The organism is Klebsiella sp. 10 (assembly GCF_018223925.1).
GTDB lineage: Bacteria > Pseudomonadota > Gammaproteobacteria > Enterobacterales > Enterobacteriaceae > Klebsiella > Klebsiella pneumoniae.
Genome location: NZ_JAGRRB010000018.1, coordinates 97,791 through 120,002, shown reverse-complemented (window position 1 = coordinate 120,002; position 22,212 = coordinate 97,791). Strand labels below are relative to the sequence as shown.

Below are 22,212 nucleotides of genomic sequence, written 5' to 3'. Positions count from 1 at the left end.
CGCTGGTATTTTATAAGGGGTTTACGCTTGTTTGACCGTTATGACGCCGGTGAGCAGGCGGTACTGGTACACATCTATTTTTCGCAAGACAAAGATATGGAAGATCTCCAGGAGTTTGAAACTCTGGCCTCTTCCGCCGGTGTCGAAGCAATGCAGGTGATTACCGGTAGCCGTAAAGCACCGCACCCGAAGTATTTTGTTGGTGAAGGTAAGGCAGTCGAAATTGCGGAAGCCGTTAAAGCGACCGGCGCTTCGGTCGTGCTCTTCGATCATGCCCTGAGTCCGGCGCAAGAACGTAACCTGGAACGCCTGTGCGAATGCCGGGTTATCGATCGCACCGGTCTTATTTTAGATATTTTCGCCCAGCGCGCGCGCACCCATGAAGGGAAATTGCAGGTCGAGCTGGCGCAGCTGCGCCATATGGCGACTCGCCTTGTCCGCGGTTGGACCCACCTTGAAAGACAGAAGGGCGGGATTGGTTTGCGTGGCCCGGGTGAAACCCAGCTCGAAACCGACCGCCGTTTATTGCGTAACCGTATCATGCAGATCCTGTCGCGGCTGGAAAAAGTCGAGAAACAGCGCGAGCAGGGGCGGCGGTCGCGTGCGAAAGCCGATATTCCTACCGTGTCGCTGGTGGGCTATACCAACGCCGGAAAATCAACGCTCTTTAACCAGATCACTGCCGCCGAGGTCTATGCCGCGAACCAGCTGTTCGCCACCCTGGACCCGACGCTGCGCCGCATTGACGTCCCTGACGTCGGCGAAACGGTGCTGGCCGATACCGTCGGCTTTATTCGCCACCTGCCGCACGATCTGGTAGCCGCGTTTAAAGCGACGTTGCAGGAGACGCGTCAGGCGACGCTGCTGCTGCATGTGATTGATGCGGCGGATGTCCGCGTGCAGGAAAACATTGATGCGGTAAATACGGTTCTCGCTGAAATTGAGGCCGATGAGATCCCGGCGCTGCTGGTGATGAACAAAATCGACATGCTTGACGATTTTGAACCGCGCATCGATCGCGACGATGAAAATAAACCGATTCGGGTCTGGCTTTCAGCCCAGACCGGGGTTGGCGTACCACTGCTTTTTCAGGCATTAACGGAGCGTCTTTCCGGTGAAGTGGCCCAGCATACGCTGCGCTTACCGCCGAAAGAAGGGCGACTGAGAAGCCGTTTCTATCAGCTTCAGGCGATAGAAAAAGAGTGGATGGAGGATGACGGCAGCGTGAGTCTGCAGGTGCGCATGCCGATCGTTGACTGGCGGCGCCTCTGTAAGCAAGAGCCAACGCTTGTTGACTATGTGGTTTAACCTTGCAGCTTGCCTGAAGATATTGACCCCTGTGGGGATATCAAAAACAAATATGGAGCATATACATGGCGTGGAATCAGCCCGGTAATAACGGACAGGACCGCGACCCGTGGGGGAGCAGCAAACCTGGCGGCAACTCTGAGGGAAATGGCAATAAAGGCGGTCGCGAGCAGGGGCCACCGGATCTGGATGATATCTTCCGCAAGTTAAGTAAAAAACTTGGCGGGCTCGGCGGCGGCAAGGGCGGACTGGGCGGCGGCAATAGCGCGCAGGGGCCTCGCGGACCGATGGGCGGGCGTATTGTCGGCATCGTTGCCGCGGCGGCAGTGATTATCTGGGCGGCCAGCGGTTTCTATACCATTAAAGAGGCCGAGCGCGGCGTGGTCACCCGTTTTGGTAAGTTCAGCCATCTGGTTGAGCCTGGCCTGAACTGGAAACCGACCTTTATCGATAACGTTCAGGCGGTGAACGTGGAGTCGGTGCGCGAACTTGCGGCTTCCGGCGTCATGCTGACCTCTGACGAAAACGTGGTGCGCGTTGAGATGAACGTGCAGTACCGCGTCACCGATCCGGAGCGCTATCTGTTTAGCGTGACCAGCGCGGACGACAGTCTGCGTCAGGCCACCGACAGCGCGCTGCGCGGCGTGATCGGCAAATACACCATGGATCGCATTCTGACCGAAGGTCGTACCGTGATCCGTAGCGATACCCAGCGTGAGCTGGAAGAGACGATTCGCCCGTACAACATGGGTATCACTCTGCTGGACGTCAACTTCCAGACGGCGCGTCCGCCGGAAGAGGTGAAGGCCGCGTTTGACGATGCCATTGCCGCGCGTGAGAACGAGCAGCAGTACATTCGTGAAGCGGAAGCGTATACCAACGAAGTCCAGCCGCGGGCGAATGGTCAGGCGCAGCGTATCCTCGAAGAGGCACGCGCCTATAAGACCCAGACCGTTCTGGAAGCCCAGGGTGAAGTGGCTCGCTTTGCGAAGATCCTGCCGGAATACAAAGCCGCGCCGGAAATTACCCGCGAGCGTCTGTATATCGAAACCATGGAAAAAGTGCTGAGCCACACCCGTAAAGTGCTGGTCAATGACAGCAAAAACGGCAATCTGATGGTTCTGCCGCTGGATCAGATGCTGAAAGGCGCCGCTGCGCCGGCAGCAAAGAGCGATAGTAGTGACGCCAGCGATCTGCTGCGCCTGCCGCCAGCATCCAGCTCAAGCAGCGCCAGCACCTCATCAACCTCGAGCTCAACCGGGGGTAGCATTATGGACCAACGCCGCGCTAACGCGCAGCGTAACGACTACCAGCGTCAGGGGGAATAACGATGCGTAAATCTGTTATCGCGATCATTGTCATCGTGCTGGTAGTGCTCTACATGTCTGTCTTTGTCGTAAAGGAAGGCGAGCGCGGTATCACGCTGCGTTTCGGTAAAGTTCTGCGCGACGACGAAAACAAGCCGCTGGTGTATGCGCCAGGCCTGCACTTCAAGATCCCGTTTATCGAATCGGTGAAGATGCTGGATGCGCGTATTCAGACCATGGACAACCAGGCTGACCGTTTCGTTACTAAAGAGAAGAAAGACCTGATCGTCGACTCCTATATCAAGTGGCGCATCAGCGACTTCAGCCGTTACTACCTGGCAACCGGCGGCGGCGACGTCTCCCAGGCCGAGGTACTGCTGAAGCGTAAATTCTCTGACCGTCTGCGTTCTGAAATTGGTCGTCTGGATGTGAAAGATATCGTCACCGACTCCCGTGGTCGCCTGACCCTGGAAGTGCGCGATGCGCTGAACTCGGGTTCGGCCGGTACGGAAGATGAGGTTAGCACCCCGGCGGCTGACGACGCGATTGCTAAAGCGGCAGAGCGTGTGGAAGCCGAAACCAACGGTAAAGTGCAGGTGATCAACCCGAACAGTATGGCGGCGCTGGGTATCGAAGTTGTCGACGTACGTATCAAACAGATCAACCTGCCGGCAGAAGTGTCGGAAGCGATTTATAACCGTATGCGCGCGGAGCGTGAAGCGGTTGCTCGTCGCCATCGTTCACAGGGTCAGGAAGAGGCGGAAAAACTGCGCGCGACTGCGGACTATGAAGTCACCAAGACGCTGGCGGAAGCCGAGCGCCAGGGCCGTATCCTGCGTGGTGAAGGTGATGCGGAATCAGCGAAACTGTTTGCCGACGCGTTCAGCCAGGATCCAGGCTTCTACTCCTTTATCCGTAGCCTGCGTGCCTATGAGAAGAGCTTCCAGAGCAATCAGGATGTGATGGTCCTGAGTCCGGACAGCGATTTCTTCCGCTATATGCGTTCACCGGATTCGGCGCGTAAATAAGCCGGAGAAGGTGTAAACCTGAAGTAATAATGCGAAAAGGCGCCTGAAACAGGCGCCTTTTTTCATGCTGCGAGGGCGGGAATTAATTGCCGAGTAGCTTGTTCAGCAGGCCGCCGATCACCGGCAGGCCTGCCAGCGCACTTTCGATGGTGCCGCCGATAGTCGACCCAACGCTTTCGCCCAGGGTTTTGCCCAGGTCCGGCGCCAGGTCGGCCAGATTGAGGGTGCCAAGCAGTGGCAGGTTAATGCTCAGGGCATCAGTGCCCATCGTCCATGCGGCTGCGCCGACCTTGCTGCCTAAGGCCGCCAGACCATCCTGTAGCCAGCCTGCGCCGCTCACATTTTCGATTTCAAATGCGGTTAATTCTCTCATCATAATCTTCCTGATTAAGTAGACGTACCGGGTTGTAGTACGCGATGGCATAGTTACAATTTAAAAAATATCCAGCAATACAATTAGTTGTGAATTTTGTTTCACCTTTCCGGTTCATAATGAAGCTGAAATACGGGACAATGTGAAATGAGGGAATGAATTCACCATGCTGGCCGAGACGCCCGCGAGGGCGGCAATGATACTTTTCAATTAGGGTTGACGATGAACTCCACCATTTGGCTGGCGCTGGCGCTGGTTTTAGTACTTGAAGGGCTTGGCCCGCTGCTTTATCCGCGCGCCTGGCGCAAGATGGTCGCTAGCCTGAGCCAGCTACCGGATAATTTATTGCGTCGTTTTGGCGGCGGACTTGTGGTTGCCGGGATTGTGATCTACTACATGTTGAGGAAATCGATTGGCTGATCAAAAAGTGGTCGGATTTGCCTTATTTTGGATGCAAAAAGTGCTGTAACTCTGAAAAAGCGATGGTAGAATCCATTTTTAAGCAAACGGTGATTTTGAAAAATGGGTAACAACGTCGTCGTACTGGGCACCCAATGGGGTGACGAAGGTAAAGGGAAGATCGTCGATCTCCTGACTGAACGGGCTAAATATGTTGTGCGCTACCAGGGTGGTCACAACGCCGGCCATACTCTCGTAATCAACGGTGAAAAAACCGTTCTCCATCTTATTCCATCAGGCATTCTGCGTGAAAACGTCACCAGCATCATCGGTAACGGCGTCGTGCTGTCTCCGGCCGCGCTGATGAAAGAGATGAAGGGCCTGGAAGACCGTGGTATCCCGGTTCGCGAGCGTCTGCTGCTCTCTGAAGCCTGCCCGCTTATCCTTGACTATCACGTGGCGCTGGACGTGGCGCGTGAAAAAGCGCGTGGCGCGAAAGCGATCGGCACTACCGGTCGCGGCATTGGCCCGGCTTACGAAGATAAAGTCGCTCGTCGCGGTCTGCGCGTTGGCGATCTGTTCGATAAAGCAACCTTCGCCGATAAACTGAAAGAAGTGATGGAATATCACAACTTCCAGCTGGTGAACTTCTACAAAGCAGAAGCGGTTGACTACCAGAAAGTGCTGGACGATGTGATGGCGATTGCCGACATCCTGACCAGCATGGTGGTGGACGTATCCGACCTGCTGGATCAGGCGCGTCAGCGCGGCGACTTCGTGATGTTCGAAGGCGCGCAGGGTACGCTGCTGGATATCGACCACGGTACCTACCCGTACGTTACGTCCTCTAACACCACCGCAGGTGGCGTGGCGACCGGCTCCGGCCTGGGCCCGCGTTATGTGGATTACGTTCTCGGTATCATTAAAGCGTACTCAACTCGCGTCGGTGCAGGTCCGTTCCCGACCGAGCTGTTTGATGAAACTGGCGAGTTCCTCTGCAAGCAGGGTAACGAATTCGGCGCCACCACCGGCCGTCGTCGTCGTACCGGCTGGCTGGATGCGGTCGCAGTCCGTCGCGCGGTGCAGATTAACTCCCTGTCCGGCTTCTGCCTGACTAAACTGGACGTCCTCGACGGCCTGAAAGAAGTGAAAATCTGCGTTGGCTACCGTATGCCGGATGGCCGCGAAGTGACCACCACTCCGCTGGCTGCCGATAACTGGGAAGGTATCGAGCCTATCTACGAAACCATGCCGGGCTGGTCCGAAACCACCTTCGGCGTGAAAGAGCGCAGCGGCCTGCCGCAGGCAGCCCTGAACTACATCCAGCGTATTGAAGAGCTGACCGGCGTGCCGGTGGATATCATCTCTACCGGTCCAGACCGTACCGAGACTATGATTCTGCGCGATCCGTTCGACGCGTAATCACTCTCAAGGGGCGCCGTTCGGGCGCCCTTGTTTTTGCTGTTCGCCCGCCCCATTTCAAATAAATTAGCGGCCTGAGCGCTGGCTGGTTTATCATCAATAATAATGATGTCGCTCGACATACCCTGTTTTCTTTTCCCTGAGGTTTATGTGCAGTTAACGAGTTTCACCGATTACGGACTACGCGCGCTGATTTATATGGCGTCGCTGCCGGAAGGACGAATGACCAGTATCTCGGAAGTGACCGAGGTCTATGGCGTCTCCCGTAATCATATGGTTAAAATAATCAATCAGTTAAGTCGCATGGGCTACGTGACTGCCGTGCGGGGGAAGAACGGGGGCATTCGCCTCGGCAAACCAGCAGGACAGATCCGCGTCGGTGACGTGGTGCGTGACCTTGAACCCTTATCGCTGGTCAACTGCAGCAGCGAGTTTTGCCACATTACACCAGCCTGTCGTCTGAAACAGGCACTAGCTGAAGCCGCGCAGAGTTTTCTCAAGGAACTGGATAACTATACGCTGGCTGATTTGGTTGAGAAGAATCAACCGCTTTATAAATTATTGCTGGTGGAGTGACGCCACTCTGCCGGAGATGACAACGGAGGAACCGATATGTCACAAGATCCATTCCAGGAACGCGAAGCTGAGAAGTACGCGAACCCTATCCCGAGCCGGGAATTTATCCTCGAACATTTAACTAAACGGGAAAAGCCTGCCAGCCGCGATGAGTTGGCCATCGAGTTAAATATCGAGGGCGAAGAGCAAACCGAAGCGCTGCGCCGCCGCCTGCGCGCGATGGAGCGCGACGGTCAGCTGGTCTTCACCCGCCGCCAGTGCTATGCCCTGCCGGAACGCCTCGATCTCCTCAAAGGAACCGTTATTGGCCACCGCGATGGCTATGGTTTCCTGCGCGTTGAAGGGCGCAAAGACGATCTGTACCTGTCGTCAGAGCAGATGAAAACCTGTATTCACGGCGACCAGGTGCTGGCTCAGCCGCTGGGCGCGGACCGTAAGGGCCGCCGCGAAGCGCGCATCGTCCGCGTCCTCGTGCCGAAAACCAGCCAGATAGTTGGCCGTTACTTCACCGACGCTGGCGTCGGCTTTGTCGTCCCGGACGACAGCCGCCTGAGCTTCGATATCCTGATCCCGCCGGAAGAGATAATGGGCGCGCGGATGGGCTACGTGGTCGTGGTCGAGCTGACCCAGCGACCAACCCGCCGCACCAAAGCGGTGGGTAAGATCGTCGAAGTGCTGGGCGACAACATGGGCACCGGCATGGCCGTCGATATGGCGCTGCGTACCCATGAAATTCCGTATGTCTGGCCGCCGGCGGTGGAAAAACAGGTTTCCGGTCTCAAAGAACAGGTGCCGGAAGAGGCGAAGGCCGGACGCGTCGATTTACGCTCGCTGCCGCTGGTTACCATTGACGGCGAAGATGCCCGCGACTTCGATGACGCGGTGTACTGCGAGAAGAAACGCGGCGGCGGCTGGCGCCTGTGGGTCGCCATTGCCGACGTCAGCTACTACGTGCGCCCGGGGACGCCGCTGGATGCGGAAGCGCGCAGTCGTGGCACCTCGGTCTACTTCCCGTCGCAGGTAGTGCCGATGCTGCCGGAAGTGCTGTCTAACGGTCTATGCTCGCTGAACCCGCAGGTTGATCGCCTGTGTATGGTGTGCGAGATGACGATTTCGTCAAAAGGCCGTCTGACCGGTTATAAATTCTATGAAGCGGTGATGAGTTCACATGCTCGCCTGACCTACACCAAAGTGTGGCATATGCTGCAGGGTGACCAGGAACTGCGCGAACACTACGCGCCGCTGGTGAAGCACATTGAAGAGCTGCATAACCTCTACAAAGTGCTGGAGAGCGCCCGCGAAGAGCGCGGTGGTATCTCATTTGAAAGTGAAGAAGCTAAATTCATCTTCAATGCCGAACGCCGTATTGAGCGTATCGAACAGACTCAGCGTAACGATGCGCATAAGCTGATTGAAGAGTGCATGATCCTGGCGAACATCTCCGCCGCGCGCTTCGTTGAGAAGGCGCAGGAGCCGGCGCTGTTCCGTATCCATGATAAGCCAACCACCGAAGCGATTACCTCCTTCCGTACCGTGCTGGCTGAGCTGGGACTGGAGCTGCCTGGCGGCAACAAGCCGGAGCCGCGTGATTACGCAGAGCTGCTAACCTCCATCGCCGATCGCCCGGATGCGGAAATGCTGCAGACGATGCTCCTGCGCTCCATGAAGCAGGCGGTCTACGATCCGGAAAACCGCGGTCACTTTGGCCTGGCGCTGCAGTCATACGCCCACTTCACCTCGCCGATTCGTCGTTACCCGGACCTGTCGCTGCACCGCGCTATCAAGTATCTGCTGGCCAAAGAGCAGGGACATAAAGGCAACAGCACCGAGACCGGCGGCTGGCACTACAGTATGGAAGAGATGCTCCAGCTGGGTCAGCACTGTTCGATGACCGAGCGCCGCGCCGACGAAGCGACGCGCGAAGTGTCTGACTGGCTGAAGTGCGACTTCATGCAGGATCAGGTGGGCAACATCTTCTCCGGCGTGATCGCCAGCGTGACCGGCTTTGGCTTCTTCGTCCGCCTGAACGATCTGTTTATCGACGGTCTGGTGCATGTTTCCAGCCTGGATAACGACTATTATCGTTTCGACCAGGTGGGGCAGCGTCTCATTGGTGAGTCCGGCGGCCAGACCTATCGCCTGGGCGACCGCGTGGAAGTCCGTGTGGAAGCGGTCAACATGGACGAGCGGAAAATCGACTTTACCCTGATCTCCAGCGAGCGTGCGCCGCGTAATGTCGGCAAGACCGCCCGTGAGAAAGCGAAAAAGAGTACCTCTGGCAAGCCGGGCGGCCGTCGCCGCCAGGTGGGTAAGCAGGTAAACTTCGAGCCGGACAGCGCTTTCCGTAAAGAGAAAGAGACCGCCCGACCGAAGAAAGAGAAAAAAGCGAAAAAACCGTCGGCGAAAACACAGAAAATCGCCGCCGCGACGAAAGCCAAGCGCGCGGCAAAGAAGAAGATCGCCGAGTGATTGACCTCCCTTCACCCTGAAGTCTGCTGACGCAGGATGGGGTGAAGGGGGCAGATAACAGAACCTAAAACGAGTACATCAATGAGTGAAATGATTTACGGCATCCATGCGGTGCAGGCACTGCTGGAGCGCGCACCTGAGCGTTTTCAGGAAGTTTATATTCTGAAAGGCCGTGAGGATAAGCGCTTGCTGCCGCTGATCCATGCCCTGGAAGCGCAGGGCGTGGTGATTCAGCTGGCCAACCGTCAGTTTCTTGATGAGAAGAGCGAAGGCGCTGTGCACCAGGGGATCATTGCCCGCGTGAAGCCGGGGCGTCAGTATCAGGAGAACGATCTGCCGGATCTGCTGGCGCAGCTCGATCAACCGTTCCTGCTGATCCTCGACGGCGTAACCGATCCGCACAACCTCGGCGCCTGCCTGCGTAGCGCTGACGCCGCCGGCGTGCATGCGGTGATCGTGCCAAAAGATCGTTCCGCTCAGTTGAATGCGACGGCGAAGAAAGTGGCCTGCGGCGCGGCGGAGAACGTCCCGCTGATCCGCGTCACCAACCTGGCGCGCACCATGCGTCTGCTGCAGGAAGAGAACGTCTGGATCGTCGGAACCGCAGGGGAAGCCGACCATACGCTGTTCCAGAGCAAAATGACCGGCCCGATGGCGCTGGTGATGGGCGCGGAAGGCGAAGGCATGCGTCGTCTGACCCGCGAACACTGCGATGAGCTGATCAGCATCCCGATGGCGGGCAGCGTCTCCTCGCTGAACGTCTCGGTGGCTACCGGCATCTGTCTGTTTGAAGCAGTACGTCAGCGCAGCTAAGCTGAACCATCGACGAATCAAAAAAAGCCATCCTCCGGGATGGCTTTTTTGTGACCGCTCTCGCGGGCGAGTATCCCTCCGGATAACCATACTTATGGCTATCGCCATTGATGGAGGGAGACACGATGCACTGGCAAACGCACACCGTTTTTAATCAACCCACCCCGCTGAATAACAGCAATCTGTTTCTGTCCGATACCGCTCTGCGTGAAGCAGTGGTCCGCGAAGGCGCCGGCTGGGATGGCGATCTGCTCGCCAGCATTGGCCAGCAGCTGGGGACAGCCGAATCGCTGGAGCTGGGACGCCTGGCCAACAGCAATCCGCCGGAGCTGCTGCGCTATGACGCCACCGGCGCCCGGCTGGACGACGTGCGCTTCCATCCCGCCTGGCACCTGCTGATGCAGGGGCTGTGCGCGAATCGGGTACATAACCTCGCCTGGCAGGAGGATGCCCGCGAAGGCGCGTTTGTCGCCCGCGCCGCCCGCTTTCTGCTCCATGCCCAGGTGGAGGCCGGGACGTTGTGCCCGATTACCATGACCTTCGCCGCGACGCCCCTGCTGCAGCACGCCCTGCCCGCGCCCTTTCGCGACTGGCTGTCGCCGCTGCTGAGCGACCGTTACGATCCGCACCTTGCGCCTGGCGGCCAGAAGCGCGGCCTGCTGATCGGCATGGGGATGACCGAGAAGCAAGGGGGGTCTGATGTGCTGAGCAATACCACTCGCGCGGAGAAAACGGCGGAAGGGTTTTACCGACTGGTGGGACACAAGTGGTTCTTCTCGGTGCCGCAGAGCGATGCTCACCTGGTGCTGGCTCAGGCTCCGGCGGGGCTCTCATGCTTCTTTGTGCCGCGTCTGCTGCCCGACGGGCAGCGTAACGGCGTGCGTCTTGAACGCTTAAAAGAGAAGCTCGGCAACCGCTCCAACGCCAGTAGCGAAGTGGAGTTTTATGAGGCCTGCGGCTGGCTGGTGGGCGACGAAGGCGACGGCGTGCGGCAGATCCTCAGGATGGGCGGCCTGACCCGCTTTGACTGCGCGCTGGGCAGCCATGCCCTGATGCGTCGCGCCTTCTCGGTGGCGCTGTATCACGCGCTACAGCGTCAGGCGTTTGGCAAAAACCTGGTCGAACAGCCGATGATGCGCCAGCTGCTGGGGCAAATGGCGCTCCGTCTGGAGGGGCAGACCGCGTTTCTGTTTCGCCTGGCGCGGGCCTGGGACCGTCGGGATGATGCCCGGGAAAGCGCCTGGGCGCGCCTGTTTACGCCTGCGGCCAAGTTTGCCATCTGTAAGGCCGGTATCCCGTTTGTCGCCGAGGCGATGGAAGTGCTGGGCGGCATCGGCTATTGCGAGGAGAGCGAACTCCCGCGCCTCTACCGTGAGATGCCGGTCAACAGCATCTGGGAAGGCTCCGGCAATATTATGTGCCTCGATGTGATGCGGGTGCTGAGCAAGCAGCCGGCGGCGATGGAGCTGCTGGCCGCGGAGTGTGCGGAGGTGAAAGGACAGAACCGCCATCTCGACCGCGCATGGCGTCAGCTGCAGCAACTGCTGAAACGACCCGCCGAAGAGCAGGGGAGAGAGATTGCCCGGCTGGTCTATCGTCTTGGCGCGGGGGCGCAGATGCTGCGCCATGCTTCGCCGCCGCTGGCCGAAGCCTGGTGCCGGATGATGCTCGACACCCGCGGCGGCATACGTCTTGACGCGCCGACCCTCGACGACCTGCTGCTGCGGGCTATGGGGCGCGGGCGCCAGGCGCCTCAGGCGTAGAGAATGGCCTGCACGCGCCAGCTGTCCGGCTGTTGTTCCTCGTACATCTGAATAATGCGATACCAGGAGGCGCCTTGCTCGTCTGCTTTGCGGGCAATGGCGTGCTCTACATCCTGTTGGCTACCGGAAAGATTAGTGACGGAGATCAGACCGATTTCATTCAGGCCAGTGACGCAATCCGCGCTGGCGAATTCGGCTGACTGCGCGGACGTATTGGCCGTCGCAGCGGTTAACAGCAGGCTGGATAGGGTAAAAGATCGTTTCATCGTCAGCTCCATTTCACGTAGTCCCAAGGGCAGTCCGTTGCTAACGTCCTGCCAGGTGGCTGGCCGAACGTTATTATGCACAGGAGAACGTGAATGGACGCAAAGCTGTGTAAAGCAGATTTAAAGACGCCGCCTCGTTATCGACGATAGAGGATCGCCTGCGAATACCACTGGCCGGGTACCATGGTGTCATCGATCATGATGATGACGTAGTAATCGGCTTTGGCCGCTTCTGCTTTAGCCTTCAGCGCCGCTTCGACATCCATCGGCGAACCGTACATCAGTACGCTTACCGTGGCCATTTTCTGCAGGCCAGCCGTCTGGTAGCGCTGGATCTCCTGCGGATGGTCGGTGGCGGGCGGCGGGGCTTCCGGCGTTCCCTGCAGGGCGCTACACCCGCTGAGGACGATAGCCAGTAACCACGGTGAAAACCTGCGCATAACCATATCTCGTTTCCTGATAGTGATAGTGTAGTGGTAGCCTTAACAGGATTGCCGGGGAATGTTCCCGAACTGTTATCTCTGACGCGATTTTCGAATGAAAATGTTGTGAAAGCGTAACCGGGTTCTCAACATTATGAATCGTAGCAAACTGGGTTGCCTGGTGAATGAATTTTCCCATGACGCCTAACCACGATAGAGAAGGAAGACGATAAATGATTGCACTAGAAATGCGCAACCTCGGCGGTGGTGAAATTTTACATGCCTGTCCGCAGGAGAGTCTGGATAAGCCCTTGCCCTGTATCGTCTTTTATCATGGCTTTACCTCGTCGAAGCTGGTCTACAGCTACTTTGCGGTGGCGCTGGCCGAGGCCGGATTCCGGGTGATCATGCCGGACGCGCCGGAGCATGGGGCGCGCTATCAGGGCGATGAGGCCGGGCGGATGCAGCGCTTCTGGCCGATTCTGCAGCAGAATTTCAGGGAGTTTCCTGCGCTGCGCGAGGCGATAATCGCTGAAGGATGGCTGGAAGGGGAGCGGCTGGCGGTGGCGGGCGCTTCGATGGGGGGAATGACGGCGTTGGGCATCATGACGCATCACCCCGAGCTGAACAGCGTCGCCTGTCTGATGGGGTCGGGCTATTTTCGTTCCCTGTCGCAAACCCTGTTCCCCTCGCCTGATTTTGATGTCGATAGCCTCAACGAATGGGATGTCAGCCATCAGCTGGCGTCCCTTGCCCGGCGACCGCTGCTGCTCTGGCATGGCGATGCCGATGACGTGGTGCCGCCGGAAGAGACCTTCCGTCTTGAGCAGGCGCTGCGGCAAGGCGATCTTGCCGCCAGGCTGACCTGTGTCTGGCAGAAAGGCGTCCGCCATCGCATTACGCCAGAGGCGCTGGCTACCACGGTCGCCTTTTTTCAGCAGCACCTTTAAACGCGGATTACGCTGACGCCCTGATCCTCAAGCTGTTTGAGGATCGCGGCATCGGCCTGTTTGCCGGTGATCACCACGTCTATTTGTCCGGCCTGGCTGAATAGCATCCCGGCGCGCTCGCCGATCTTGCTGCTGTCGACCAGCACCGCCAGTTTGCCGACCACGTTAAGCATTTTTTGCTCGGCCATGGCGGTCAACATATCCGTTTTGTAGAGGCCTTCGGCGGTGAGCCCTTTGCCGCTGGTAAACATCCAGTGTCCGGCATAGAGGCTGTTCTCGCTACCGTGGGGGCTGAGGGTGATGGCGTGGCTGCGGTTGTACTGGCCGCCCATGATAATCACGCTGTCATGCTCCTGGTCGATCAGGTAGTTAGCCAGCGGCAGATAGTTGGTGATGATCTGCACCGGTTTGCCGCACAGTTCCCGACCCAACAGAAAGGCGGTGGAGCCGCAGTTAATGACGATGCTCTCACCCGGCGCGATCAGTTGCGAAGCGGCGCGTGCAATACGCACTTTTTCATCCAGATTTTGCGCCTGGTGGATGTTCATCGGCGTCCAGCGGGGGCGCTGTTCGCTAATGGCTTCCGCGCCATTACGAACCTTTTTCAGTTTGCCGCTTTCATCCAGCTTGTTGATATCACGTCGGGCGGTAGCGGGTGAGATCCCGAGCCGCGACATCACCTGCTCCACGGTAACAAACCCCGTTTGGGCGAGCAGATCCAGCAGAATTTGGTGCCTTTGCGCTTCCGTCATGAGCGAATCCGATTAAAAGTGAACGGCAAAGATGATATTTGAAATCATGTGAAAATACTAACCCTGCGGCGGGGTATTTCCGGCAGGCAGGGCCTGCCGGCGGCGACTTACAGGAAGGATTTGAAAGGCAGATCCGGCTCAATGGTAAAGCAGTCGTCGAAACCGCGCGGGTAGTGATATTCGAAATTGTCTTTATCCAGCGGCCAGGTAAATTTGCCGCCGACCTGCCAGATAAACGGCTTGAAGCCGTACTTCAGACGATCCTTTTTCATCTCCCACAGAACGCGGATCTCCTGCGGATCGGCCTGAAAGTTTGACCAGATATCATGGTGGAACGGGATCACAACTTTGGCGTTGAGCGACTCTGCCATGCGCAGGATATCGGCGCTGGTCATTTTGTCGGTGATCCCGCGCGGGTTCTCGCCATACGAGCCGAGGGCGACGTCAATCCGATGCTCGTTGCCATGCTTCGCGTAGTAGTTGGAGTAGTGGGAATCGCCGCTGTGGTACAGGTTGCCGCCCGGTGTTTTAAACAGGTAGTTGACCGCGCGCTGGTCCATGCCGTCCGGCAGTACGCCAGCGGCTTTTTGGTCCGCCGGGAGGGTGATCAGCGCGGTGCGATCGAACGCATCGAGCGCATGGATCTCAATGTCTTTGATCTTCACGACATCGCCAGGTTTCATGACGATACAGCGCGCTTTCGGCACGCCCCAACCGATCCACAGGTCGACGCAGGTTTTCGGGCCGATAAACGGCACATCGGCCGGGCAGTTCTGCATGACGGCGGCGGCGACGTTGACGTCAATATGATCGTTGTGATCGTGGGTCGCGAGGACCGCGTCAATCTGGCGAATGGCGAACGGATCCAGCACGAACGGCGTGGTGCGCAGGTTCGGCTGTAATTTTTTCACACCTGCCATCCGCTGCATCTGGTGGCCGGTTTTCATCAGCGGATTGCCGTGGCTCTGTTTGCCAGTGCCGCACCAGAAATCGACGCAGACGTTAGCCCCGCCTTCGGATTTTAACCAGATACCGGTACAGCCGAGCCACCACATGGCGAAGGTGCCGGGCGCAACCTGCTCCTGCTCAATCTCTTCATTCAGCCAGCTGCCCCATTCCGGAAAGGTGTTCAGGATCCATGATTCACGGGTGATGGTCTGTACTTTACTCATCGTGCTCTTCCTCGTATTTTCAATAGTAATCAAATTTTGATTGGTTTTGATTTATGTTGTCACTGGATTTTCAAGATTGCAATCTTGTTTTCCATCAATTTTACGAAGAGATGCGCATCATCTCTCAGGGGGTCCAGCATCCATAAAGGTTGTGCTTTGTTTTATCTATATGATTTGAAAATGTTTAATTATGTTTCGGCGCTACTGATCGGCAATAGTCACAATGAAATAGAGGATTATTGCGGCGCGCGTCACATTTAATCAAATTCAATCTTGTTGTGATTATTTTTGATTATTAGAGTGGGCAGCGAGAAATGCTGAGCGTAAGGCGCGTTCAGCGCCTTCACCATCGGGAGTGTGTTATGGCAATCCTCTACAACATCTTTACCGTTTTCTTTAATCAGGTGATGACCAATGCCCCGCTGCTGCTGGGTATCGTCACCTGTCTGGGCTATATCCTGCTGCGCAAAAGCGTCAGCGTGATTATTAAAGGCACGATCAAAACCATTATCGGCTTCATGCTGTTACAGGCCGGCTCCGGCATCCTCACCAGCACTTTTAAACCGGTGGTGGCGAAAATGTCAGAGGTGTACGGCATCAACGGCGCGATCTCTGACACCTATGCCTCGATGATGGCGACCATCGACCGGATGGGCGAGGCCTATAGCTGGGTGGGCTATGCGGTGCTGCTGGCGCTGGCGCTCAACATCTGTTACGTCCTGCTGCGCCGGATAACCGGCATCCGCACCATCATGCTGACTGGCCATATCATGTTTCAGCAGGCGGGGCTGATCGCCGTCTCGTTCTTTATCTTTGGTTACGGAATGTGGACGACCATCATCTGTACCGCCGTGCTGGTCTCCCTGTACTGGGGTATCACCTCCAACATGATGTTCAAGCCGACTCAGCTGGTCACCGACGGCTGCGGCTTCTCCATCGGTCACCAGCAGCAGTTTGCCTCGTGGATTGCCTACAAAGTGGCGCCGTATCTGGGGAAAAAAGAGGAGAGTGTGGAAGACCTCAAGCTGCCAGGCTGGCTCAATATCTTCCACGACAACATCGTTTCCACCGCGATTGTCATGACCATTTTCTTTGGCGCGATCCTGCTTTCCTTTGGTATTGACGTCGTGCAGGCGATGGCGGGGAAAACCCACTGGACGGTCTATATCCTGCAGACCGGTTTCTCCTTCGCGGTGGCCATTTTCATCATTACCCAGGGCGTGCGGATGTTCGTCGCCGAACTGTCCGAAGCCTTCAACGGTATCTCGCAACGCCTGATCCCCGGCGCGGTGCTGGCGATTGACTGCGCCGCGATCTATAGCTTTGCGCCGAATGCGGTGGTGTGGGGCTTTATGTGGGGCACCATCGGCCAGCTGATTGCCGTCGGCATTCTGGTTGGCATTGGCTCTTCAATTCTGATTATTCCGGGCTTTATCCCGATGTTCTTCTCCAACGCGACGATTGGCGTCTTTGCCAACCACTTCGGCGGCTGGCGCGCGGCGCTCAAGATCTGCCTGGTGATGGGCATGGTTGAAATTTTCGGTTGCGTGTGGGCGGTGAAGCTCACCGGTATGAGCGCCTGGATGGGAATGGCGGACTGGTCGATTCTGGCGCCGCCGATGATGCAGGGCTTCGCCTCCATCGGGCTGGCGTTTATGGCCGTCATCATCCTGATTGCTCTCGCTTATATGTTCTTCGCTGGCCGCGCGCTGCGCGCCGAAGAAGACGCGGAAAAACAACTGGCAGAGGCCTCTGCCCAATAAGGAGTTCTGATTATGACCGTACGTATTCTGGCTGTGTGTGGTAACGGGCAAGGCAGTTCCATGATCATGAAAATGAAAGTGGATGAGTTCCTGACGCAATCCAATATCGACCACACGGTGAACAGCTGCGCGGTGGGTGAATACAAAAGCGAACTAAACGGCGCGGATATCATCATCGCTTCAACCCATATCGCGGGGGAGATTACCGTCTCCGGCAATAAACACGTGGTGGGGGTGCGTAATATGCTTTCCCCCGCGGATTTCGGGCCAAAGCTGCTGGAGGTGATTAAAGCTCATTTCCCGCAGGACGTGAAATAAGGAGCGGCTATGAAACTCCATGAATCACTGGCGCAGAATCACTCCATTCGCCTGCAGGCGGAAGCGGAAACCTGGCAGGAGGCGGTGAAAATCGGCGTCGATCTGCTGGTGGCCGCCGACGTGGTGGAACCGCGCTACTACCAGGCAATCCTCGACGGCGTCGCGCAGCACGGCCCCTATTTTGTGATCGCTCCGGGATTAGCCATGCCGCACGGGCGGCCGGAAGAGGGCGTCAAAAAAACCGGCTTTGCGCTGGTCACGCTAAAGAAACCGCTGATTTTCAACCACGAAGATAACGACCCGGTCGACATCCTGATCACCATGGCGGCGGTTGACGCCACCACCCACCAGGAAGTGGGCATCATGCAGATCGTTAACCTGTTTGATGACGAAGCCAATTTCGACCGTTTACGCGCCTGCCGCAGCGAGCAGGAAGTGCTGGATTTAATCAAAAACGCCACCGCGGCGGCTGTTTAAAAGGAACACTATCATGTCATTACCTATGTTACAGGTCGCCCTGGACAACCAAACGCTGGCCAGCGCTTATGAAACAACCCGTCTGATCGCCGAAGAGGTAGATATCATTGAAGTCGGCACTATCCTCTGCGTTGGTGAAGGTGTACGCGCGGTGCGCGATCTGAAAGCGCTGTATCCGCATAAAATCGTGCTGGCGGACGCCAAAATTGCCGATGCCGGCAAGATCCTGTCGCGGATGTGCTTCGAAGCCAACGCCGACTGGGTCACGGTGATCTGCTGCGCCGATATCAACACCGCCAAAGGGGCGCTGGATGTCGCCAAAGAGTTCAACGGCGATGTGCAAATAGAGCTGACCGGCTTCTGGACCTGGGAGCAGGCGCAGGCGTGGCGCGAGGCGGGTATTCAGCAGGTGGTCTATCACCGCAGCCGCGACGCGCAGGCGGCAGGCGTGGCGTGGAGTGAGGCGGATATCAGCGCGATTAAGCGTCTGTCTGATATGGGCTTCAAAGTGACCGTCACCGGCGGGCTGGCGCTGGAAGACCTGCCGCTGTTTGCCGGGATCCCTGTTCACGTCTTTATTGCCGGACGCAGCATCCGCGATGCTGCCTCGCCGGTGGAAGCGGCGCGCCAGTTTAAACGCTCTATCGCCCAGCTGTGGGGTTAAGGAGCGACTATGTTGGCGAAATCCATTCCGCTCGGCATCTATGAAAAAGCGCTCCCCGCCGGGGAGTGCTGGCTGGAGCGGCTAAAGCTTGCAAAAGCGCTGGGCTTTGATTTCGTTGAGATGTCTCTCGATGAAACGGACGCCCGCCTTGCGCGGCTGGACTGGAGCCCGGAGCAGCGTCTGGCGCTGGTCAAGGCGGTGGCTGAAACCGGCGTCCGGGTGCCGTCGATGTGCCTTAGCGCCCATCGCCGTTTTCCGCTGGGTAGTGAAGACGACGCGGTGCGGCATCAGGGGCTGGAAATTATGCGTAAAGCTATTCAGCTGGCGCAGGATGTGGGGATTCGGGTGATCCAGCTGGCAGGCTACGACGTCTATTACCAGCAGGCGAACGATGAGACGCGCCGCCGCTTTCGCGACGGCCTGAAACAGAGCGTCGAGATGGCCAGCCGAGCCCAGGTAACCCTGGCGATGGAGATCATGGACTACCCGCTGATGAACTCGATCAGTAAAGCGCTGGGCTATGCCCATTACCTGAATAATCCGTGGTTCCAGCTTTACCCGGATATCGGCAATCTGTCGGCGTGGGATAACGACGTCCAGATGGAGCTGAAGGCGGGGAGCGGGCATATCGTGGCGGTACACGTCAAAGACACGAAGCCCGGCGTCTTTAAAAACGTGCCGTTCGGCGAAGGGGTGGTCGATTTTGAACGCTGCTTCGAAACGCTCAAGCAGACCGGCTACTGCGGACCGTACCTGATTGAGATGTGGAGCGAAACCAGCGCTGACCCGCTGGCGGAGGTGGCGAAGGCGCGTGACTGGGTGAAGGCGCGGATGGCCCGCGCGGGCCTGATGGAGGCGGCATAATGCAACAGCTGAAACAGCAGGTGTTCGAGGCCAATATGGATCTGCCGCGCTACGGCCTGGTGACCTTTACCTGGGGTAACGTTAGCGCCATTGATCGGCAGCGTGGGCTGGTGGTGATTAAGCCCAGCGGCATCGCCTACGAGTCAATGACCGTCGATGACATGTCGGTGGTTGATCTGCAGGGGCACGTGGTGGAAGGGCGCTGGCGTCCCTCCTCTGATACCGCCACCCATCTGGCGCTCTATCGCCGTTATCCCGACCTTGGTGGGGTGGTGCATACCCATTCGACGCACGCCACCGCCTGGGCGCAGGCGGGGCTGGCGATCCCGGCGCTCGGCACCACCCATGCGGACTACTTCTTCGGCGATATTCCCTGCACCCGGGCGCTTAGCGCACAGGAGGTGGACGAGGCCTACGAGCTGAACACCGGGCAGGTGATTATCGAAGCGCTGGGTGAGGCCAATCCGCTGCATACGCCGGGGATCGTCGTCTATCAGCACGGGCCATTTGCCTGGGGCAAAGACGCCCACGAGGCGGTACACAACGCGGTGGTGATGGAAGAGGTGGCGCGCATGGCGTGGATTGCCCGCGGCATTAATCCGCAGTTGCAGCCCATCGATAGCTGGCTGATGAATAAGCATTTTCAGCGTAAGCATGGGCCAAACGCCTACTATGGGCAAAAGTAGATAGCGCGCTCCGGGGCTTTCACCCCTCACGGTGAAGCAACTGGTCTGGCCCCGGGGCCGTTTTTAATCCTGACGATAGGCCGACGGCATCACGCGCATGCCGATGAGCGTGACCACGCAAATTATCGCCCCGGCGTAAAACGTCGAGGCGGCGCCGAAGGTTTCCCACAGTACCCCCGCGCCGGTGCTGGCCAGCAGCAGAGCCAGGCCACTCATCAGATTAAACATACCGAACGCCGTGCCGCGTAGCTCCGGTGGCGCCGTATGGGCGACCATCGCCGCCAGCAGGCCCTGGGTCATTCCCATATGAATCCCCCACAGCGCGACGCCGATCAGCAGCGTGCTCCAGTGGCCGCTGAGCGCCAGCACGATATCGGCGAGGATCAGCACCAGCAGCCCCCACTGCAGCAGTTTGCTGTGGCTCATGCTGTCTGAGAGTTTACCGAACGGGTAAGCCGTGAGGCTGTAGACCAGGTTCATCGCCACCATCACCAGCGGGATGGTATAGAGCGGGATCTCCATCTGCTGGGCGCGCAGCACCAGAAAGGCTTCGCTGAAGCGGGCGAGGGTGAAAATGCTGCCGATCGCGACCACCCACCAGTAGGCGGCGGAGAGCTTTTTCAGGTTTTCGCGCTTCAGCGGATTGCTGCGTTTGTGCGCGATGGCGGATTTTGGCTCCTGTAGGCCGAATCCGAGCAGGAGAATGGAGAGCACGGCGGGAATGACCGCCACCCAGAAAATAGCGTGAAAATCGTTGGCCCAGATAAACATCAGCAGCACCGCCAGCAGCGGGCCGAGAAAGGCGCCGACGGTATCCAGCGCCTGGCGTAGTCCGTAGGCGGCGCCGCGGATCTCCGGCGGGGTGACGTCGGCGACCAGCGCATCGCGCGGCGCGCCGCGAATACCTTTGCCTACGCGGTCAATCATGCGGGCGCTAAACACCACCCCGGCGGTAGGGGCGATGGCAAACAGCGGCTTACTGAGCGCGCCCAGGCCGTAGCCCAGCAGCGCCAGTCCTTTACGCTTGCCGACATAGTCGCTGATCGCGCCGGAGAAGACCTTCAGGATCAGGGCGGTGGCTTCCGCCAGTCCCTCGATAAGACCGATAATTATCACGCTGGCGCCGAGGGTAGTGGCCATAAACAGCGGTAAGAGGCTGTGGATCATCTCGGAGGAGACATCCATCAGCAGGCTGACGCCGCCGAGTACCCAAACGCCTTTGGGGATACGGCCTAAGGTGGCGAAACGCGGAACCATCAATCACTCCTGATTATCAAATGGCGAGTGGCTGATTAAATCAGGTTGCGATGACGCTGGTAAGTCGGTTTGTAAAATAATTCTCAATTGCGTTTGGGCGCAGACCTCGCTTCGCCCCTCGCGAGGAGAGGCGAAGAATCGGGCAGGCGTTAGCGGTATATCACCGCGCTGGCGCGAAGCGGGCCGTTGGTTTCTGGTTCGTGCATCAGGATAGGCTGAAAGTATTTCGCCCCCTGCGCATCGCTCATCTGGCTAAGGGCCTGTTCGGCCTCGTGCTCAGTGGCCATATTGTGATTGATATAGATAACGCCGAGGCTCTGCACGTCGTCCATGTTGCGGGCCTGACGTTCGGTGATTTGGATAGCTGCCAGCGCGTTGGCGCTGAAGAAAAGCGCAGCCATCATGGCGATGATTTTCAGTTTCATATACTACGCTCCTAACTGACAGTCCTGACGCTGACTCGGGGCTCTCCTGTGATCGTTGGGCTTTGATAGAAGTGTAATCGCTGCGCGTTCATCGCATGGCGACCTTTTCTGATGCAGTTGTTCAAAAAAATGCCGCTTCCTTTATTGGTTAATTTTAAATCACCCACTTAGCCCAGCTTGGCGCTTAGTGCGAATTATTTGTGCAAATGCGCTTGTGTTCCTGAGGGGCCGCCATTAGAATGACGCGTCAATTTTTCAGCCGCCCTTTAACACGTTCCTTGCCTCCATGGGCCGCGGCTGACCCAGACAGGAGGCTGAATAATCCGTAAGGAGCAATTCGATGCGTCATTACGAAATCGTTTTTATGGTCCATCCTGACCAGAGCGAACAGGTTCCGGGCATGATCGAACGTTACACTGGTGCAATTACTGCAGCAGCAGGTACGATCCACCGTCTGGAAGACTGGGGCCGCCGTCAGCTGGCTTATCCGATCAACAAACTGCACAAAGCTCACTACGTTCTGATGAACGTTGAAGCGCCGCAGGAAGCGATCGATGAGCTGGAAACTAACTTCCGCTTCAACGACGCCGTTATCCGCAGCATGGTAATGCGTACTAAGCACGCTGTTACCGAAGCATCTCCGATGGTTAAAGCGAAAGACGAGCGCCGTGAGCGTCGCGAAGATTTCGCCAACGAAACCGCAGATGATTCTGAAGCTGGGGATTCTGAAGAGTAATC

The 22,212-nt window shown here is 57.7% G+C and carries 24 protein-coding genes; 17 read left to right on the top strand and 7 right to left on the bottom strand.

The window, feature by feature from the left end:
• The first annotated feature begins 27 nt into the window (after positions 1 to 27).
• From hflX to hflC, 3 genes are all read left to right on the top strand, one after another.
• Positions 28 to 1,308, top strand: a complete 1,281-nt coding sequence (gene hflX / locus KHQ26_RS20585; RefSeq protein WP_004146725.1) for a ribosome rescue GTPase HflX — start codon at positions 28 to 30, stop codon at positions 1,306 to 1,308.
• A gap of 65 nt (positions 1,309 to 1,373) precedes the next feature.
• Positions 1,374 to 2,636: an FtsH protease activity modulator HflK gene (gene hflK / locus KHQ26_RS20580; protein ID WP_004146726.1), complete on the top strand. Its 1,263-nt coding sequence runs from the start codon at positions 1,374 to 1,376 to the stop codon at positions 2,634 to 2,636.
• A 2-nt stretch (positions 2,637 to 2,638) separates the two neighbouring features.
• Positions 2,639 to 3,643 (top strand): protease modulator HflC, encoded by a 1,005-nt coding sequence (hflC, locus tag KHQ26_RS20575; protein ID WP_002885662.1) that lies wholly within the window; start codon positions 2,639 to 2,641, stop codon positions 3,641 to 3,643.
• An 82-nt stretch (positions 3,644 to 3,725) separates the two neighbouring features.
• On the opposite strand, the gene KHQ26_RS20570 is transcribed toward hflC, so the two are convergent.
• A complete protein-coding gene (locus tag KHQ26_RS20570) occupies positions 3,726 to 4,016 on the bottom strand; it encodes a hypothetical protein (RefSeq protein WP_002885663.1) in 291 nt (96 codons plus the stop codon).
• Between the two features lie 222 nt (positions 4,017 to 4,238).
• Between KHQ26_RS20570 and KHQ26_RS20565 the strand changes: the two genes are divergently transcribed.
• The 6 genes from KHQ26_RS20565 (at position 4,239) to KHQ26_RS20540 (ending at position 11,458) form a co-directional block, all read left to right on the top strand.
• Positions 4,239 to 4,436: a DUF2065 domain-containing protein gene (locus KHQ26_RS20565; RefSeq protein WP_002885664.1), complete on the top strand. Its 198-nt coding sequence runs from the start codon at positions 4,239 to 4,241 to the stop codon at positions 4,434 to 4,436.
• 102 nt (positions 4,437 to 4,538) lie between these two features.
• The gene (locus tag KHQ26_RS20560) at positions 4,539 to 5,837 is read left to right on the top strand and encodes an adenylosuccinate synthase (RefSeq protein WP_002885665.1); all 1,299 of its coding nucleotides are present in this window, start codon (positions 4,539 to 4,541) and stop codon (positions 5,835 to 5,837) included.
• A 150-nt stretch (positions 5,838 to 5,987) separates the two neighbouring features.
• Positions 5,988 to 6,413: a nitric oxide-sensing transcriptional repressor NsrR gene (nsrR, locus tag KHQ26_RS20555; RefSeq protein ID WP_002885667.1), complete on the top strand. Its 426-nt coding sequence runs from the start codon at positions 5,988 to 5,990 to the stop codon at positions 6,411 to 6,413.
• Between the two features lie 36 nt (positions 6,414 to 6,449).
• Positions 6,450 to 8,882, top strand: a complete 2,433-nt coding sequence (gene rnr / locus KHQ26_RS20550; protein ID WP_002885668.1) for a ribonuclease R — start codon at positions 6,450 to 6,452, stop codon at positions 8,880 to 8,882.
• A gap of 81 nt (positions 8,883 to 8,963) precedes the next feature.
• Positions 8,964 to 9,695: a 23S rRNA (guanosine(2251)-2'-O)-methyltransferase RlmB gene (gene rlmB / locus KHQ26_RS20545; RefSeq protein WP_002885669.1), complete on the top strand. Its 732-nt coding sequence runs from the start codon at positions 8,964 to 8,966 to the stop codon at positions 9,693 to 9,695.
• 125 nt (positions 9,696 to 9,820) lie between these two features.
• Positions 9,821 to 11,458, top strand: a complete 1,638-nt coding sequence (locus KHQ26_RS20540) for an isovaleryl-CoA dehydrogenase (protein ID WP_004178342.1) — start codon at positions 9,821 to 9,823, stop codon at positions 11,456 to 11,458.
• On the opposite strand, the gene yjfN is transcribed toward KHQ26_RS20540, so the two are convergent.
• Both yjfN and bsmA read right to left on the bottom strand, forming a co-directional pair.
• Positions 11,449 to 11,724 carry a DUF1471 family protease activator YjfN gene (yjfN, locus tag KHQ26_RS20535; protein WP_002885673.1) on the bottom strand — a complete coding sequence of 92 codons (276 nt, stop codon included), beginning with the start codon at positions 11,722 to 11,724 and terminating at the stop codon, positions 11,449 to 11,451. The genes KHQ26_RS20540 and yjfN overlap by 10 nt on opposite strands.
• A 137-nt stretch (positions 11,725 to 11,861) precedes the next feature.
• Positions 11,862 to 12,170 carry a biofilm peroxide resistance protein BsmA gene (gene bsmA, locus KHQ26_RS20530; protein WP_002885674.1) on the bottom strand — a complete coding sequence of 103 codons (309 nt, stop codon included), beginning with the start codon at positions 12,168 to 12,170 and terminating at the stop codon, positions 11,862 to 11,864.
• Between the two features lie 209 nt (positions 12,171 to 12,379).
• On the opposite strand from bsmA, the gene yjfP reads away from it, so the two are divergent.
• Positions 12,380 to 13,096 carry an esterase gene (yjfP, locus tag KHQ26_RS20525; protein WP_004192466.1) on the top strand — a complete coding sequence of 239 codons (717 nt, stop codon included), beginning with the start codon at positions 12,380 to 12,382 and terminating at the stop codon, positions 13,094 to 13,096.
• Here the strand turns inward: yjfP and ulaR are convergent.
• Entirely contained in the window at positions 13,093 to 13,848 is a 756-nt protein-coding gene (ulaR, locus tag KHQ26_RS20520) for an HTH-type transcriptional regulator UlaR (RefSeq protein ID WP_004177697.1), read from the bottom strand. The genes yjfP and ulaR overlap by 4 nt on opposite strands.
• A 107-nt stretch (positions 13,849 to 13,955) precedes the next feature.
• Complete coding sequence (gene ulaG, locus KHQ26_RS20515) at positions 13,956 to 15,020, bottom strand: L-ascorbate 6-phosphate lactonase (protein WP_004194176.1); 1,065 nt, start codon at positions 15,018 to 15,020, stop codon at positions 13,956 to 13,958.
• Between the two features lie 362 nt (positions 15,021 to 15,382).
• Between ulaG and ulaA the strand changes: the two genes are divergently transcribed.
• From ulaA to KHQ26_RS20485, 6 genes are read left to right on the top strand one after another with little or no spacing between them, the layout of a single operon-like run.
• Positions 15,383 to 16,783 (top strand): PTS ascorbate transporter subunit IIC, encoded by a 1,401-nt coding sequence (gene ulaA, locus KHQ26_RS20510; RefSeq protein ID WP_002885681.1) that lies wholly within the window; start codon positions 15,383 to 15,385, stop codon positions 16,781 to 16,783.
• A 12-nt stretch (positions 16,784 to 16,795) separates the two neighbouring features.
• Positions 16,796 to 17,101 carry a PTS ascorbate transporter subunit IIB gene (ulaB, locus tag KHQ26_RS20505; protein WP_029497141.1) on the top strand — a complete coding sequence of 102 codons (306 nt, stop codon included), beginning with the start codon at positions 16,796 to 16,798 and terminating at the stop codon, positions 17,099 to 17,101.
• Between the two features lie 9 nt (positions 17,102 to 17,110).
• Positions 17,111 to 17,578: a PTS ascorbate transporter subunit IIA gene (ulaC, locus tag KHQ26_RS20500; protein ID WP_002885683.1), complete on the top strand. Its 468-nt coding sequence runs from the start codon at positions 17,111 to 17,113 to the stop codon at positions 17,576 to 17,578.
• A 13-nt stretch (positions 17,579 to 17,591) separates the two neighbouring features.
• On the top strand, positions 17,592 to 18,242 hold the full coding sequence (gene ulaD, locus KHQ26_RS20495) for a 3-keto-L-gulonate-6-phosphate decarboxylase UlaD (RefSeq protein ID WP_002885684.1): 651 nt from the start codon (positions 17,592 to 17,594) through the stop codon (positions 18,240 to 18,242).
• Positions 18,243 to 18,251: 9 nt separating this feature from the next.
• Positions 18,252 to 19,106: an L-ribulose-5-phosphate 3-epimerase gene (locus KHQ26_RS20490; RefSeq protein ID WP_004210671.1), complete on the top strand. Its 855-nt coding sequence runs from the start codon at positions 18,252 to 18,254 to the stop codon at positions 19,104 to 19,106.
• Complete coding sequence (locus KHQ26_RS20485) at positions 19,106 to 19,792, top strand: L-ribulose-5-phosphate 4-epimerase (protein WP_015959293.1); 687 nt, start codon at positions 19,106 to 19,108, stop codon at positions 19,790 to 19,792. Before KHQ26_RS20490 ends, KHQ26_RS20485 begins: the two co-directional genes overlap by 1 nt.
• Positions 19,793 to 19,855: 63 nt before the next feature.
• Here the strand turns inward: KHQ26_RS20485 and KHQ26_RS20480 are convergent, their stop codons facing one another.
• Both KHQ26_RS20480 and KHQ26_RS20475 read right to left on the bottom strand, forming a co-directional pair.
• Positions 19,856 to 21,049, bottom strand: a complete 1,194-nt coding sequence (locus tag KHQ26_RS20480) for an MFS transporter (protein WP_004177693.1) — start codon at positions 21,047 to 21,049, stop codon at positions 19,856 to 19,858.
• 149 nt (positions 21,050 to 21,198) lie between these two features.
• Complete coding sequence (locus tag KHQ26_RS20475; RefSeq protein ID WP_002885689.1) at positions 21,199 to 21,474, bottom strand: DUF1471 domain-containing protein; 276 nt, start codon at positions 21,472 to 21,474, stop codon at positions 21,199 to 21,201.
• A 340-nt stretch (positions 21,475 to 21,814) separates the two neighbouring features.
• Here KHQ26_RS20475 and rpsF point away from each other — a divergent pair, with 340 nt between their 5' ends.
• Positions 21,815 to 22,210 (top strand): 30S ribosomal protein S6, encoded by a 396-nt coding sequence (gene rpsF, locus KHQ26_RS20470; protein WP_002885691.1) that lies wholly within the window; start codon positions 21,815 to 21,817, stop codon positions 22,208 to 22,210.
• Positions 22,211 to 22,212 lie beyond the last annotated feature (2 nt).

What these genes read in the sequence shown, in the direction of transcription:
- hflK (WP_004146726.1), top strand. Translation starts at nt 1,374, where the DNA reads ATGGCGTGGAATCAGCCCGGTAATAACGGACAGGACCGCGACCCGTGG.
- hflC (WP_002885662.1), top strand. Translation starts at nt 2,639, where the DNA reads ATGCGTAAATCTGTTATCGCGATCATTGTCATCGTGCTGGTAGTGCTC.
- KHQ26_RS20570 (WP_002885663.1), bottom strand. Translation starts at nt 4,016, where the DNA reads ATGAGAGAATTAACCGCATTTGAAATCGAAAATGTGAGCGGCGCAGGC.
- KHQ26_RS20565 (WP_002885664.1), top strand. Translation starts at nt 4,239, where the DNA reads ATGAACTCCACCATTTGGCTGGCGCTGGCGCTGGTTTTAGTACTTGAA.
- KHQ26_RS20560 (WP_002885665.1), top strand. Translation starts at nt 4,539, where the DNA reads ATGGGTAACAACGTCGTCGTACTGGGCACCCAATGGGGTGACGAAGGT.
- rnr (WP_002885668.1), top strand. Translation starts at nt 6,450, where the DNA reads ATGTCACAAGATCCATTCCAGGAACGCGAAGCTGAGAAGTACGCGAAC.
- rlmB (WP_002885669.1), top strand. Translation starts at nt 8,964, where the DNA reads ATGAGTGAAATGATTTACGGCATCCATGCGGTGCAGGCACTGCTGGAG.
- KHQ26_RS20540 (WP_004178342.1), top strand. Translation starts at nt 9,821, where the DNA reads ATGCACTGGCAAACGCACACCGTTTTTAATCAACCCACCCCGCTGAAT.
- yjfN (WP_002885673.1), bottom strand. Translation starts at nt 11,724, where the DNA reads ATGAAACGATCTTTTACCCTATCCAGCCTGCTGTTAACCGCTGCGACG.
- bsmA (WP_002885674.1), bottom strand. Translation starts at nt 12,170, where the DNA reads ATGGTTATGCGCAGGTTTTCACCGTGGTTACTGGCTATCGTCCTCAGC.
- yjfP (WP_004192466.1), top strand. Translation starts at nt 12,380, where the DNA reads ATGATTGCACTAGAAATGCGCAACCTCGGCGGTGGTGAAATTTTACAT.
- ulaR (WP_004177697.1), bottom strand. Translation starts at nt 13,848, where the DNA reads ATGACGGAAGCGCAAAGGCACCAAATTCTGCTGGATCTGCTCGCCCAA.
- ulaG (WP_004194176.1), bottom strand. Translation starts at nt 15,020, where the DNA reads ATGAGTAAAGTACAGACCATCACCCGTGAATCATGGATCCTGAACACC.
- ulaA (WP_002885681.1), top strand. Translation starts at nt 15,383, where the DNA reads ATGGCAATCCTCTACAACATCTTTACCGTTTTCTTTAATCAGGTGATG.
- ulaB (WP_029497141.1), top strand. Translation starts at nt 16,796, where the DNA reads ATGACCGTACGTATTCTGGCTGTGTGTGGTAACGGGCAAGGCAGTTCC.
- ulaC (WP_002885683.1), top strand. Translation starts at nt 17,111, where the DNA reads ATGAAACTCCATGAATCACTGGCGCAGAATCACTCCATTCGCCTGCAG.
- ulaD (WP_002885684.1), top strand. Translation starts at nt 17,592, where the DNA reads ATGTCATTACCTATGTTACAGGTCGCCCTGGACAACCAAACGCTGGCC.
- KHQ26_RS20490 (WP_004210671.1), top strand. Translation starts at nt 18,252, where the DNA reads ATGTTGGCGAAATCCATTCCGCTCGGCATCTATGAAAAAGCGCTCCCC.
- KHQ26_RS20485 (WP_015959293.1), top strand. Translation starts at nt 19,106, where the DNA reads ATGCAACAGCTGAAACAGCAGGTGTTCGAGGCCAATATGGATCTGCCG.
- KHQ26_RS20480 (WP_004177693.1), bottom strand. Translation starts at nt 21,049, where the DNA reads ATGGTTCCGCGTTTCGCCACCTTAGGCCGTATCCCCAAAGGCGTTTGG.
- KHQ26_RS20475 (WP_002885689.1), bottom strand. Translation starts at nt 21,474, where the DNA reads ATGAAACTGAAAATCATCGCCATGATGGCTGCGCTTTTCTTCAGCGCC.
- rpsF (WP_002885691.1), top strand. Translation starts at nt 21,815, where the DNA reads ATGCGTCATTACGAAATCGTTTTTATGGTCCATCCTGACCAGAGCGAA.